This window comes from Pedobacter sp. ASV1-7, assembly GCF_040203335.1.
GTDB lineage: Bacteria > Bacteroidota > Bacteroidia > Sphingobacteriales > Sphingobacteriaceae > Pedobacter.
The window spans coordinates 875,041-889,598 of sequence record NZ_JBEHBV010000001.1 but is presented as its reverse complement, the minus strand read 5'-3'; the positions used below and the strand labels follow the sequence as shown (position 1 = coordinate 889,598).

The window sequence follows — 14,558 nt, the reverse complement described above, 5'->3', positions numbered from 1 at the left end:
CTATATATATCTTAATCCAGAAACTATCCTGAACAGCTGATGCAGCCCTCTTCCATTGAACAAACCGGTCCTTCTACAATCTCCTCAGCACTTTGCTCAATATGCTCCGGAATTACCGGCTCCATATTTTTACCAGCCTGATTCTCTACAGTAAACTTAACTGCCTGAGAAGCTGCCTGAGTACGCAAGTAATACATTCCAGTTTTCAATCCTTTCTTCCAGGCATAGAAATGCATTGAAGTCAGTTTCGAAGTGTTTGGTGCATTAATAAACAAGTTTAGTGATTGCGACTGACAGATATAAGCACCTCTATCAGCTGCCATATCAATAATGCTACGCATTTTAATTTCCCAAACTGTTTTATATAATTCTTTGATATAATCAGGAATCTCAGCAATATCCTGAATAGAACCATTAGCTAAAATAATTCTATCCTTCATAGCTGGAGTCCACAATCCTAAAGCAACTAGATCTTTTAACAAATGCTTATTCACTACAACGAATTCACCACTCAATACCCTTCTCGTATAAATATTTGAAGTATAAGGCTCAAAGCATTCATTATTTCCTAAAATCTGAGATGTTGAAGCTGTAGGCATTGGCGCAACCAATAAAGAATTGTATACACCATCCTTAACTACTTTCTCACGAAGAGTTTCCCAATCCCAACGATTGCTCTCAGGTTTTACATTCCATAAATCAAACTGGAATTTACCTTCAGATAATGGAGAACCAGCAAAAGTTTGATACGGACCATTCTTAACTGCTAAATCATGGGAAGCAGTCATTGCAGCAAAATAAATTGTTTCAAAGATATCCTTATTCAAGATACGAGCTCCCTCACTTTCGAAAGGCAGACGCATTAAAATGAAGGCATCAGCTAAACCTTGTACCCCTAAGCCTACAGGTCTGTGACGCATATTAGAGTTTCTAGCCTCTTCTACAGGATAATAGTTATAATCAATGATCTTATTTAAGTTTATAGTAGCCTGGTAAGTAACATCATACAATTTCTGATGATCAAATTCGCCGTTAATTACAAACCTGGGTAAAGCTAATGAAGCAAGGTTACATACTGCAACTTCATCTTTAGAAGTATACTCTATAATTTCAGTACAAAGGTTAGAGCTTTTTATAGTACCAAGATTTTGCTGATTAGATTTACTGTTAGCCGCATCCTTATACAACAAATAAGGTGTACCAGTTTCAATTTGCGAATCTAATATTGCAAACCATAATTCTTGAGCTTTTACCGTTTTACGTGCACGGCCTTCTTTTTCATAACGCTCATACAATGCATCAAATTCATCACCAAAACAATCTGCCAATCCTGGTGCTTCATGTGGGCAGAATAAACTCCAATCTCCATTCTCTTCCACACGTCTCATAAACAAATCACAAATCCAAAGTGCATAGAATAAATCACGCGCACGCAATTCTTCTTTACCATGGTTTTTACGCAAGTCAAGGAAACTAAAAACATCTGCATGCCAAGGCTCTAAATAAATCGCAAAGGCACCTTTACGTTTACCTCCACCCTGGTCCACATAACGCGCAGTATCGTTAAACACTTTCAACATCGGTACAATTCCATTACTGGTACCATTAGTACCACCAATATAAGAACCGGTAGCCCTGATGTTGTGAATGCTTAAACCAATACCCCCAGCACTTTGAGAAATCTTAGCAGTTTGTTTTAAAGTATCATAAATACCTTCAATGCTATCATCTTGCATACTTAACAAGAAACATGATGACATCTGAGGTTTAGGAGTAGCAGCATTAAATAAGGTTGGTGTAGCATGAGTAAACCAACGCTCGCTCATCAGGTTATAAGTCTCAATAGCACTATCGATATCTTCCTTGTGAATACCAACAGCTACACGCATGAACAGGTGCTGTGGACGTTCTACAATCTGACCATCAACCTTTAACAAATAGGACTTTTCTAAAGTTTTGAACCCGAAATAATCAAAACCAAAATCCCTGTCATATATAATTGTACTATCTAGAATATCTGCATTTTTCTCAATAATTTCCCAAACATCATCTGCGATTAAAGAAGCCGACTTTTCTGTTTTAGGATCAATATAACGATACAGCAATTCCATCGTTTTAGAGAACGATTTGGTCGTATTTTTATGAAGGTTAGACACTGCTATACGAGATGCAAGCAATGCATAATCAGGATGTTTTGTAGTTAAAGAAGCTGCGGTTTCTGCGGCAAGATTATCTAATTCAGAGGTAGTAACACCATCATACAACCCTTCAATTACCTTCTTAGCAACATCTATTGGATCTACGAGTTCCGCATTAAAACCATAGCATAACTTCTCTATCCGAGCCGTTATTTTGTCGAATCTTACCGCTTCTCTGCGGCCGTCTCTTTTTATTACAAACATATTTTCAGGTATTTATAGTGCATAATGAGTTTAGAGCTACTAACCCAACAGAGGCACCAAATTATTATTTTTGTTATTTTCTTATCGTCTAAAACCGATAAGTACTAAAAGTCATCGTCTAATGAAAATGCTGCTGCCTTGTCTTCTGCTGAAGTCAACACGCCACTTTTCTGATAATCACCTACTCTCTTTTCAAAGAAGTTAGTTTTACCTTGAAGGGATATCATTTCCATAAAGTCAAATGGATTCGTGGCATTATATACTTTACTATAGCCCAGTTCCTGTAACCATCTGTCAGCTACAAACTCGATATATTGAGACATTAGTTTGGCATTCATTCCAATTAATGCGACAGGCAATGCATCAGTAACAAATTCCTTTTCGATTTCAACAGCATCCTTAATAATTCCGTGAACCTGTTCTTCGCTCAGTTTATTTTTAAGCATACCGTATAATAAACAAGCGAACTCACAGTGAGAACCTTCATCTCTTGAAATCAGCTCATTACTAAAGGTAAGTCCTGGCATCAAACCACGTTTCTTTAACCAGAATATAGAACAGAAACTACCACTAAAGAAAATCCCTTCTACTGCAGCAAAAGCAACCAAACGTTCTGCAAAGCTACCGTTGTCTATCCAACGCAATGCCCATTCTGCCTTTTTCTTTACACAAGGAACAGTCTCAATTGCATTAAACAGTCTATCTTTTTCCTCAGGATCTTTAATATAAGTATCAATTAATAGAGCATATGTCTCAGAGTGTATGTTTTCCATCATAATCTGGAAACCATAATAGCAACGAGCTTCAGGAAGCTGTACTTCGCTCATAAAGTTTACTGCAAGGTTTTCATTTACGATACCATCGCTGGCAGCGAAAAAAGCAAGGATGTTAGAAATAAAATGTCTTTCCCCATCATTCAGGTTATCCCAATGCTTCTGGTCATCAGAAAGGTCTATTTCTTCAGCGGTCCAAAAACTCGCCTCACTCTTCTTATACATTTCCCAGATTTCAGGATATTTAATCGGCAAAAGAACAAATCTGTCTTTGTTTTCTTTTAATAATACTTCTTCTTCTTGCATAAGCAGCTGTGTTAATAGGGTAAAAGATAAATTGATTAATAAAGCTTCAATAAACCCAGTAGCCATAACAGCCATACTCAATTGTAAAAAGTTTAAAAGACATCTTATCCTCGCACAACCCTAAACAACTAAATATTACAGCTTTACTAAAAAAATCCTGAGTGGTTTATTAAAGAACTTTATGTAAACAAATATAAAGTACAAGCCACTGATAAGCGAGCAATAGTTGTTAACAAGCGGGCATTTTTATCAACACTAAAAGGAGAAATTGACACACTAATTACCCTAGAAACTTGCTATCTATTTCTTTTTAAGGATGAAAAATATGAAAAAACAGTGTTAATAAATTCAAGAAACTGACTATAACACAGTTAAAGTTAAAGCGGCTAATCTTCTTCAGGAAGATAACTAATTTCTACCTTTGCCACACCCTTGCCAAAAAAACCGAGTGATTTTGCTGCTGCCTCAGAAAGATCTATTTTGAACTTTTTAGAATGCGGGCCACGATCATTTACTTCAACATCTATCGATTTCCCATTTTCAGGATTAGTCACCGTCACTATAGTTCCAAAAGGAAGCTTCATATGTGCAGCAGTCATTTTTGCTTTTCGATACCGAACGCCACTTGCCGTTTTTCGACCTTCAAATTTGCGGTGGTAATATGTTGCGTAAACTGTCTTTGAGATTAATTTAGAAGATGGTTTTGATGAGGTAGCTACCGATGAATCTGGAGCATCATTAGAAGCCAGATCGTCTGAAATATTCTGGGCAAAGCCCATAAAAGAAAGGAGCATACCACATAACAATAAACAATACTTCATATTTTTATGAGTTGGTAAGCTGGCAAACTTAAGTAAACTAAGTTCTTAAAAACAAAAAATGCCCGATAATTTATCACCAGGCAAATAAAAATATCATTTTAATATACATTATTTCTTATCAGGAACAAACTCCATAGAAATAGAGTTCACACAGTGACGCGTATCCTTAGTTGTAAAACCCTCTCCTAAAAAAACATGTCCCAAATGTCCTTTGCAATTTGCACATACAATTTCAGTTCGCATACCGTCAGCATCAGGGATTCGCAAAACTGCACCTTTAATCTCATCGTCAAAACTTGGCCAGCCACAATGTGAGTCAAATTTAGATTCAGAACGATACAACGCAGCATGGCAGCGCCTGCACACATATGTTCCTTTTTCTTTATTATTCAATAACTTCCCTGTACCTGGGTATTCAGTTCCCTTACGTACAATTACATCTTCCTCTTCCTTTGTTAATTTATTCCATTCCATATTCTTTGTTGTATTTTTTGTATCTGCTTTTTTAGGCGACTGAGCACAAGCCACAATCTGCATTAAAATCAACACAGAAACAAGCAAAAACATTTTATTAATAGACTTATTCATAATTATATCCATTAGCTTATACAATATACGTTGTAAAATGCTTTTTGGTTTATGAAAAAGTAAAAAAGCGCATCACTTTATTGTAATAAAAAAGCAAAAAGCTCCGATGAAAGAATATCACCGGAGCTTTTAAATTATACAAGAAGATCTTATTTATATTATTTCTTTAATAGTTTAGCCATTGCAGCACCAATCTCAGCTGGACTCTCAACAACTGTAATACCACATTCAGCCATGATTTTCATTTTAGCTGCAGCAGTATCATCAGCACCACCTACAATTGCACCAGCATGTCCCATTCTGCGTCCCGGAGGAGCAGTCTGACCAGCGATAAAACCAACTACCGGTTTAGTACCATTATCTTTAATCCAACGAGCAGCCTCAGCCTCCATTCCACCACCAATTTCACCAATCATGATGATACCTTCAGTTTCAGGATCATTCATTAGCAATTCAACAGCTTCTTTAGTAGTTGTACCGATAATTGGGTCACCACCAATACCTATTGCAGTAGTAATACCTAATCCAGTTTTCACAACCTGATCCACTGCTTCGTAAGTTAAAGTACCTGATTTAGATACCACACCTACTGTACCTTTTTTGAAGATAAAACCTGGCATGATACCAACTTTAGCTTCATCAGCAGTTATTACACCAGGACAGTTAGGACCGATTAAACGGCAATCTCTGTCAGAAATATATTCTTTAACCTGAATCATATCCTTAGTAGGGATACCTTCAGTAATACAAACAATAACTTTAATTCCAGCCTCAGCAGCTTCCATTATTGCGTCAGCAGCAAATGCAGGTGGAACAAAAATAATAGATACATTTGCGCCAGCCTTATCAACTGCATCCTTTACGGTATTAAACACCGGCTTATCTAAATGAGTTTGTCCGCCTTTGCCCGGTGTTACACCGCCAACAACATTAGTTCCATACTCGATCATTTGAGAAGCATGATAAGTACCCTCATTTCCAGTAAAACCCTGAACAATAACTTTTGAATCTTTATTTACTAAAACACTCATGTATCTTTATTTTTTTGTGCAAATCTAAGCTAATTGAAATGGATTGTCAAATGCAATCCAAATTTTATTAAATTTATTAGCACTATTCCTGTTGAATCATTTCTTCTACCCTCTTATAAGGTATAAACCAACAATTACCACCAATATAACCTGTTCTTGTTCATACACAAAAGATAATATTTAAAGATTAGAAGTTTTATATATTTGACAGCAGCGATGCAACAAGCAGTTTACTTTATGAAACCATTAAAAATCTACTTCAAAATATTAACCGTTGGAAACGGTAAACTTCTTAAGAATAAGAATGTATTAAACAATCTTATTGTTGATGTAATCAATAAAAACCCTAGTCGTCCGGCCACTGAACTCAGACAGTTAGTTTTGAAAGAACTGGCCGTCACTGAAAATGGTAAACAAGCACTCCAAACCAGTAGCCGTTTCTTTATTAACGAAGCAACAGATATAGAGGTAATCATTACCTATTTGCCAAATGAGCGTGCCATACAGGATCAGTTCTACACCCAATGGAGATATGTACAAGTTTCTGAACCCTACAAGCTGGTTCAATACCTGGATGAGAATAAAGTGATTGTGTATAGCGAAAAGACAAAAGTATTACATAGTATAAAGCTCGACAAAGACATTACGATAGTGGTAAATGAAGACTAAAACTGAATCTCACTAAACCACTTTTTATAAATCTGCTGATACGTTCCATTTTCTTTAAGAAGACTTAACGTTTCATTAAATTGGTTTCTAAGTGCAACATCTCCTTTTTTCATAGCAATTGCATATGAAGAATCTGTTTTGGGTAGAAACATTCCTATTTTAAGCTTTTTATTGTTTTGTAAGAAACCACCGGCAATTGGAGAATCATCTATTAGCAGATCAATTTTGCCCGCCTGCAGTTTTCGATACAATTCCTTATTCGTAACAGCATATACTATATTATTAGCTGGAAATTTTGCTCTTACATACTTTTCTGCTTCAGTAGCCTCCCTTACACCTATAGTCTTCCCCTTAAAATGCTGTACCGTTAACAGGTCATCTTCCTGACCTACAACAGCACATAATCTAAAATATAGGTATGGATTACTAAATTCAAGAATGTGTTCACGAGATGAGGTTACCGTCACTGCAGAGCAAATGAGATCAAGCTCTCCTTTAAACAATTTCTCAAGAATGGTAGACCATAAAGAGACCTCATATTGAACCTCTAAATCCAGGTGACTAATTATAGCCTGAAGCAAATCGACTTCGAATCCTTCAAAATTTCCAGAATTATAGTCCGAATGCATAGGAAATGGAGCAGCTGAGTCCAATCCGACTTTTAATATTCTCTTGTTGACCATATAATACAGCTTATTACCTCTAATCAACGCAACAAACGTCACCAAAGCTTAACTTTACATACAAATAACAGCAAAAAAATTTTAATTAATGCTTTATTTAACCCATATTTACAAATAGAAACAAAACAAACGACTCAACTCTCTATATCGCTCACTAAAATGACTCCAAAAAAAACAGAAACTAAACGCATTTCTTATTAGAAACTCAAAATAAATTAACTCACTCACAAAAACACAACATTTTAGCTCATAATCGCCTCATTAGTCAACCCCTGTATCAAGTTTATTTAATGCAAAAAAAGCAAGTTTTTCAAAATCCTGTTTCATTCGTGTCATTTTCTGATTATGAAAAAAATAGACTTAGAACTACAGCGTTAATAAACTATAAATAATCAAAATTGTTTAAATGTCATGACATTGATAAGAATAAAATTAAAACGAAATAAAATTAACCAGATAAGTGCTTTAAAATAATATATTTACATCCAATATGCCAAACATGAATTATCCACACGAAAATCTTTTACCCGATGCTCTTCCGGGTGAACTATGGGCTCCAATTCCAAAACTGGATGCACCATATGAGGTTTCTAATCTAGGGAGAGTGCGTAGACTGGAGAAAAACTCCATCGATAAGAAAGGTATAGCCAGGAAAAAACCAGGAATGATCATTAAAACAATAATTTCCGAAAGCAAGAACTTGCAAACCGGAGATTCTGCAAAATACGCCGGTATTACATTATCAGCAGGCAATAAAAGACATTACCTAAGTGTAGCAAGGCTTGTTTACTACTGCTTTGTTTCACCATTTGACCTTAACAACAAACAACTTCTGGTATTCCCTAAGGATGGGAACAATTTAAATTTAAAAGCTGAGAATCTCCTTTTAGGCACACCAAAAGATAAAGCGGCCAGAATGATCGCCTCGGGAAGACGAAAGAGCTTCTTTCCTGAGTTCAGTGAAGAATCAAAACAAAAGAGTCGTGAAAAAATAAAAGCGACAAAAAATGCAAAAGGGACATACAATGTCAGCCGTTATTCTTTGACAGGTCAGTTGATCGAAACTTATTCAAACGCCAGAATTGCAGCAGAAGCCATGAATACAGCTCAAGGCTACATTTCTATTGCCGCAAGAGATACAGGAAAAGTAGTTACGGCATGTGGTTACTTATGGAGACGCGGAAATGAACCCCAATTGGATATGAAATCCATGCTAAAAGATAGATGGTATGGGCATTCCCCCCTAGCAAAACAACAACACATCATAGGTCAGTACGACCTTGAAGGCAACCTTGTTAAAACCTACACGAATACTGTTGAAGCTGCGAAAGCTGTTAAAGTCCATAAAAATGGAATCAGAAATGTAATCAACGGCAGGGGAATGACTTATGGTGGTTTTATATGGAGTAAAGTAATCAGAAAGAAAATCACTGTCGATCCGAAGATTACCCTTAGCAGATCGGGAATATCCCAGTATGACCTTGATGGACGTTGGATAAAGACCTATAAAAACTGTGTCGCAGCCGCAAGAGAAACGTTGGTCGACAATACAAACATCCACCTGGCAGTAAATGGACATACACTTACCGCAGGTGGTTTTTTATGGCGCAAAGGTCAGCAGCTCCGTATAAATATCAATGAACTACGTAAGCACGAACATTATACTGGCTCAAGTCTGGAAAGACATATGAAAAGGAAGCGAGAACTTGCTACACAATAAATGTAATTTATAAAGTCTTAAATCAAAAAGCCAGAATCATTGATTCTGGCTTTTTGATTTAAGACACATATTTTTTTATCTTTACATCGGGAAAAAAATTCAGGTCAGATGAGCTGAAACATAAAATGACACCATCTAAAACAGAAGCGACTTTTAATGACGAAAAATCTCTTTTACACCAGATTGCTTTAGGTGACGCCCATTCTTTCAGTATTATTTTTCATCGATACAGCCCCAAGGTGTATCAATATGCCTTAAAAATCATCAAATCTGAAAGTCTTGCTGAAGAAATTGCCCAGGAAGTATTTGTAAAAATATGGAAACTCGAAGGACAACTTATTGAGATTAAAAATCTTGATGCATATTTAAGTGTACTCACTAAAAATCACACATTGAAAGTGTTACGCAGAATGGCCCTGGAATTTAAAACAAGTCGAATGAGGGGACATGATTATAAGGAAGAGCACAATGAAACTGAAGAATATATCATATTTAAGGACTCGGAAAAGATCTTGAATCAGGCAATTGAGAAATTACCCGCTCAGCAAAAACTAGTTTATACGCTTTGTCATCAGGAAGGATTAAAATATGAAGAAGTCGCCGAAAAATTGAATATTTCCAAACTAACCGTAAAAACGCACATGCAACATGCTTTACGTTTTCTACGCAATTATGTCAGTACACATACCGATATTGGAATCTTGGTTATTCTCATGACTTTATTGAGCGAATCCCTGTAATATTATTTTTTTTATTTTCCATTACTCCTACCACTTTAGCTATGGGTCATTATAATAAAGGGAGCCTAAACAATAACCCATGATTAACCGATTCAAACATTTGTACAAGCAATACATTGATAATACCTGCACCGAAGATGAGCGGGACGAATTTCTATCAATGGTGGCGGAAAATCCAGATAGTGATATCATGGAAAGCTTATTGGATAACACATGGGACAACCTAAATACAAAAGACCTTAGCTTTCCTCAAGCAGATCATGTACTTGATAACATCTTATCTCAACATCCAAAAGCTGTTGCTAAAAGAATTTCTATCTATCAGTATGTTGCTGCAATTGCTGCGATGGTAGCTATAATTACCACAGGTGTGTATTTCTATCAAAAAGATAAAACTGAACATATAGCTCAATCTGACATAGCAAATATTCCAGCAGGGACAAACAAAGCAACTTTAACACTTGCCGATGGCACAGTAATTAACCTTGATAATGCTACAAATGGAGAGCTGGCACAACAAACAGGTATAAAAATTACAAAAACTGCCGATGGCCAGCTTATATATGACATTGTTGATGACAAAAAAAACACAGCCTCAACTGAAACGGCTTATAATACGATCACCACACCTCGTGGAGGACAATATCAGGTAAACCTGCCTGATGGCAGTAAAATCTGGCTTAACGCTGCTTCATCATTAAAATATCCAATACCATTTGGTAAAGATCATCGCAAGGTGGAGTTAACAGGAGAAGCATATTTTGAAGTCACATCACTATTGAAAGATGAACAGAATACAAAAATGCCTTTTATTGTAAAAACAGATAAACAACAAGTTGAAGTATTGGGCACACACTTTAACATCAATAGTTATACTGATGAAAACCTTACCAGAAGTACCTTATTAGAAGGTGTAGTGCGAGTAACGGGACTATCAGCAGAGCACGCTTCATCCATCTTAAAACCGGGCCAACAATCTGTTTTAAACGACAACACTTTAAAAGTACAAACAGTAGACATTGAAGAAGTTGTTGCCTGGAAAAATGGTTACTTTCAGTTCAACGAATCTGATCTTGGAAGCATCATGAGACAAATATCACGTTGGTACAACATTGATGTTGTTTTCGAGGGTCGATCTCCTAACGATCTTTTTCATTTTAAAGCTCCTAAAGATCAAAACCTCACAGAACTATTAAAAATATTTGAAATCAATGGTATTAACTTAAAAATAGAAGGGAGAACGCTTATAGTAAAATCGTAACTAAATAGATTTTACCTGCATAAAAAACCCGGAAGTGTTTCGACCACTCCCGGATAAATGTTCCAGGTAAATAAAAAATGAATCCTGATAGACCACATTAAATTATCAACCAGATCGTACAACCGATCCTGAATCTCTTAAGAAAGAGAACAGGAATAGCTACGACGAAACCTAACAAAAATATGAATAAAATTTTAGACGCATTAAGGGTCATGAAATTAATTATATGCTTACTAATCATAAGTTTTCAGGCTAATGCAATAGCATTCAGTCAAAGCATCAGCTTGATCGAGAAAGATGCAAGTATTGAAAGTGTTATTAAAAAAATTGAAAAGCAGAGTGGCTATTCCTTTTTTTATAAAATAGACTTACTAAGAAACAATCCTTCAAAAATCAACATTTCACTAAAAAATGTAAGTGTTGACCAGGCTTTACAACAAACATTAAGCAATCAACCGCTAACTTTTGTAATCGTAAACAAAACGGTTATCATAAAGTCTAAAACAGAAAGCAGTAGTTCTGAGTCAAAAAAGCCAATCCGTGGAAAAGTTACTGATGGCAAAGGCCCGCTTCCGGGAGTATCCGTTAAAATTGATGGAACAAATATTGTAACCACCACAGATGTTAACGGAAATTTCACTTTAAACCTTACTCCAGGCACTTATCGTATTCTTTTTACTTATGTCGGCTATGAGAGCAAACGCATAGAAAAGTTAGTGACAGATGGCAGTGACACAGACATTAGTATTGTTTTAAACCCAGTAATTGCACAATTGCAAGAAGCTGTGGTTGTAGGTTACAGTACTAAAAAAGCCAGTGAAATTACCGGTTCCTTACAAACATTTACAGCAAAACAACTGGAAGGTGTTACCAGCAATAGTGTGATCGCTCTGCTAAAAGGAAAAGTTGCGGGCATGTACATTACTGAACCATCAGGAGATCCGAACAGCAAACCTTCTTTGGTAGTGCGTGGACAAGGGACTCTGCCTATTCAAGGCAGTACGACCGGCCGTGTAACCAACAACCTTAATCCTTTAGTTGTTGTTGACGGGATTATTTATGCTGATGTAGCAAATCCCACTGATATTATATCAACAACCGATATAGAAAGTATTACTTTGTTAAAAGATGCAGCTTCTACAGCTATATATGGTTCTCGTGCAAGTCAGGGTGTATTGGTAATCACCAGTAAAAAAGGTGTTGCAGGTGTAACTAAGCTCGATGTAAATAGCACAATTGGTATCAGTCAGCGATACGATGGTAAACTTGAGTTTATGAATAGTCATGAACTATATGACTATCAACGTAAAATGCTTTTAAATTCTTTTGCACTTAAAAATGAAGGCTTGACTCAGGATGCTTACCTGAATAAATATTTACCTAACACTTCTGTACTAGACACCTATACAAACTGGAACGACCAGCTTTACCGTGATGCATCGAACAAAGCCATAAATGTTAGTTTATCCGGCGGAACAGATAAAACACGTTACTATTTTGGCGCTAGCCGCTTTGACGAGCAAGGCCCTTTAAAAGGTAATGATCTTTTGAGAAACAGTTTCAAGCTAAACCTTGATCATAACATCACAAAAAAACTAAGCATCACCGCAAATGTTAATGCCATTTTTGATGAAGGCAACAGAAGTCCGATTAGTGGAATTAATCCACTTTATCTATTGCCGTGGTTTACAATGAACAATGAAGATGGCACGCCTAAAAAAATATTGGGGGCTGATGTATTATCTAATACCTACCAAAACCCTGTTTATGATTTGCCGTTTAATAGCAACATCACAAAATCACAACAGCTGGTTGGTGTATTCTCTGCGAAGTACAAAGTGTTCGACTGGTTAACCTTATCGTCGAACAACTCTTACAATACTTCGTTTTCGAATAACGATAATTACGAAGACCGGTTATCTTTAACAGGTCAGGCTGACAAAGGAAGACTTGCTCAAAGGAAAAACAGCTCTAACTCGTTCATGACATCCAATCTGATTACAGCACGCAAGCAGTTTAACTTGCATACCGTAGGTGGTTTAGCTGGTTTTGAATACAACCAGAACAACTCTGAATATAATGCAATAGCAGTAAAAAATATACCTACAGGTGTAAAAGTGCCATCAGCAGCATCAGAAGTATGGAACACCTACAGTGGAAAATCATTTAGTGGTGAGCGTTTTACCAGAGCATCATACTCACTTTTCTCAGAGGGTAATTACAATTATGATGATCGCTATTTTGCGAATGCATCTTACCGTATGGACTACTCTACTAATTTTGGTGTAGACAATAGGGCGGGTCATTTCTATTCAGTAAGTGGTGCATGGCTTGCCTCCAATGAGCAGTTTTTACGTGGGAATAAATACCTCACGAACTTAAAGTTAAGAGCAAGTTATGGTACAAGTGGCAAAGTTGCTGGTGAAGATTTCTTAACCGAAAGCTTTTATAATTTTAATTATCAGTATGGTGGTGACCCTGCTGCAATTATTAATCAGCTTGGAAACAGACAAATTACCTGGGAACGTGCCTATGTAACTAACCTTGGAATCGACCTGGACTTCTTTAACAGGATATCTTTTTCTGCTGATTTCTACAGAAAAAACAATAAAGATTTACTTCAAAGAATCGCAATATCATCATTATTTGGAGTGCCAAGTCAATATCAAAACTTTGGATCTATGTTAAACAAAGGTATGGAGCTGGTTCTTACTACCAAAAACCTTACTGGTGAATTCACCTGGACAACGGGCATGAACCTTACATTTAACAAAAACAAATTAACCAAACTATATGGAGGCAATATAACCTATGGTTATGCTGGCGTACTTAAAGAGGGCAATGATATAGCTGATATTACAGCTTATAAATGGATGGGAGTAAATGAGCAGAATGGAGCCCCTCAATTTGAACGTTTAGTATTTGATCCTGCATCAAACTCTTATATCAGTACAATCGTAAATAGTTATGATGCTATTTCAGCTGGTTTAACAGGAGATGCACTGAATGTACAACGCCAACATTTAGGTACTACAACACCTAAATATTATGGCGGTATGCTCAATACTTTTGGCTACCGTGGGTTTGAACTTTCAGTCTTGTTAAACTTTGCTGCAGACTACCTTGTATATAACAATTCCAGAACTAGCTATTTCTCTTCAGAAGGTAATAATGTATTAAGATACAACCAAATCAAACCTATGAGTGGTCAGGTAATATGGGAAAAACCAGGAGATAAGGCTACCGAACCGATGATTTATCGTGGCCGTACAGATGGTTCCGATCAGCAACTCATTTCCAGATTCTGGGAAGACGCCAGTCATATCAGAGTACGTAACGTAAGATTGAGCTACTCTCTTCCTGCTCAGTTAATCAATAAAGCCAGATTAAGCAGAGCCACTGTATTCCTGAGTGGAGACAATCTGTACATTTTCACCAAAAAATCTTTTACAGGTGTTGATCCTGAGGGAGGTTTGGCCGGAGATACAAACAGCTATGGAATCAGTGCTGGATATGGCGCCAGCCGTAAATACTTATTGGGTGTACAGTTAACATTTTAATGAA

11 protein-coding genes are annotated in these 14,558 nt (G+C 36.5%); 5 read left to right on the top strand and 6 right to left on the bottom strand.

Translation table 11 applies throughout. The features are described from left to right. Nucleotides 1-23 precede the first annotated feature (23 nt). The 5 genes from ABDJ41_RS03875 to sucD all read right to left on the bottom strand — a co-directional run bounded on the left by ABDJ41_RS03875 (nucleotide 24) and on the right by sucD (nucleotide 5,921). Nucleotides 24-2,402 (bottom strand): ribonucleoside-diphosphate reductase subunit alpha, encoded by a 2,379-nt coding sequence (locus tag ABDJ41_RS03875; RefSeq protein WP_349784421.1) that lies wholly within the window; start codon nucleotides 2,400-2,402, stop codon nucleotides 24-26. Between the two features lie 104 nt (nucleotides 2,403-2,506). Beyond that, nucleotides 2,507-3,481 (bottom strand): ribonucleoside-diphosphate reductase small subunit, encoded by a 975-nt coding sequence (locus ABDJ41_RS03870; protein ID WP_349784420.1) that lies wholly within the window; start codon nucleotides 3,479-3,481, stop codon nucleotides 2,507-2,509. 386 nt (nucleotides 3,482-3,867) lie between these two features. After that, nucleotides 3,868-4,302, bottom strand: a complete 435-nt coding sequence (locus tag ABDJ41_RS03865) for a septal ring lytic transglycosylase RlpA family protein (RefSeq protein ID WP_349784419.1) — start codon at nucleotides 4,300-4,302, stop codon at nucleotides 3,868-3,870. A gap of 108 nt (nucleotides 4,303-4,410) precedes the next feature. Next, the gene (locus ABDJ41_RS03860; protein ID WP_349784418.1) at nucleotides 4,411-4,890 is read right to left on the bottom strand and encodes a methionine-R-sulfoxide reductase; all 480 of its coding nucleotides are present in this window, start codon (nucleotides 4,888-4,890) and stop codon (nucleotides 4,411-4,413) included. 158 nt (nucleotides 4,891-5,048) lie between these two features. After that, entirely contained in the window at nucleotides 5,049-5,921 is an 873-nt protein-coding gene (gene sucD, locus ABDJ41_RS03855) for a succinate--CoA ligase subunit alpha (protein ID WP_349784417.1), read from the bottom strand. Nucleotides 5,922-6,158: 237 nt separating this feature from the next. On the opposite strand from sucD, the gene ABDJ41_RS03850 reads away from it, so the two are divergent. Next, nucleotides 6,159-6,590, top strand: coding sequence for a hypothetical protein (locus ABDJ41_RS03850; RefSeq protein WP_349784416.1), 432 nt, complete (start codon nucleotides 6,159-6,161; stop codon nucleotides 6,588-6,590). Here the strand turns inward: ABDJ41_RS03850 and ABDJ41_RS03845 are convergent. Beyond that, nucleotides 6,587-7,273, bottom strand: a complete 687-nt coding sequence (locus tag ABDJ41_RS03845; RefSeq protein ID WP_349784415.1) for a substrate-binding periplasmic protein — start codon at nucleotides 7,271-7,273, stop codon at nucleotides 6,587-6,589. The two genes, ABDJ41_RS03850 and ABDJ41_RS03845, sit on opposite strands and share 4 nt — an antisense overlap. A gap of 499 nt (nucleotides 7,274-7,772) precedes the next feature. On the opposite strand from ABDJ41_RS03845, the gene ABDJ41_RS03840 reads away from it, so the two are divergent. The 4 genes from ABDJ41_RS03840 (at nucleotide 7,773) to ABDJ41_RS03825 (ending at nucleotide 14,554) form a co-directional block, all read left to right on the top strand. Continuing rightward, complete coding sequence (locus ABDJ41_RS03840) at nucleotides 7,773-8,993, top strand: NUMOD1 domain-containing DNA-binding protein (protein WP_349784414.1); 1,221 nt, start codon at nucleotides 7,773-7,775, stop codon at nucleotides 8,991-8,993. A gap of 125 nt (nucleotides 8,994-9,118) precedes the next feature. Next, entirely contained in the window at nucleotides 9,119-9,733 is a 615-nt protein-coding gene (locus ABDJ41_RS03835) for an RNA polymerase sigma-70 factor (RefSeq protein WP_349784413.1), read from the top strand. 79 nt (nucleotides 9,734-9,812) lie between these two features. Next, the gene (locus ABDJ41_RS03830; protein ID WP_349784412.1) at nucleotides 9,813-10,994 is read left to right on the top strand and encodes a FecR family protein; all 1,182 of its coding nucleotides are present in this window, start codon (nucleotides 9,813-9,815) and stop codon (nucleotides 10,992-10,994) included. 182 nt (nucleotides 10,995-11,176) lie between these two features. Beyond that, nucleotides 11,177-14,554: a SusC/RagA family TonB-linked outer membrane protein gene (locus tag ABDJ41_RS03825; RefSeq protein ID WP_349784411.1), complete on the top strand. Its 3,378-nt coding sequence runs from the start codon at nucleotides 11,177-11,179 to the stop codon at nucleotides 14,552-14,554. Nucleotides 14,555-14,558: the final 4 nt, after the last annotated feature.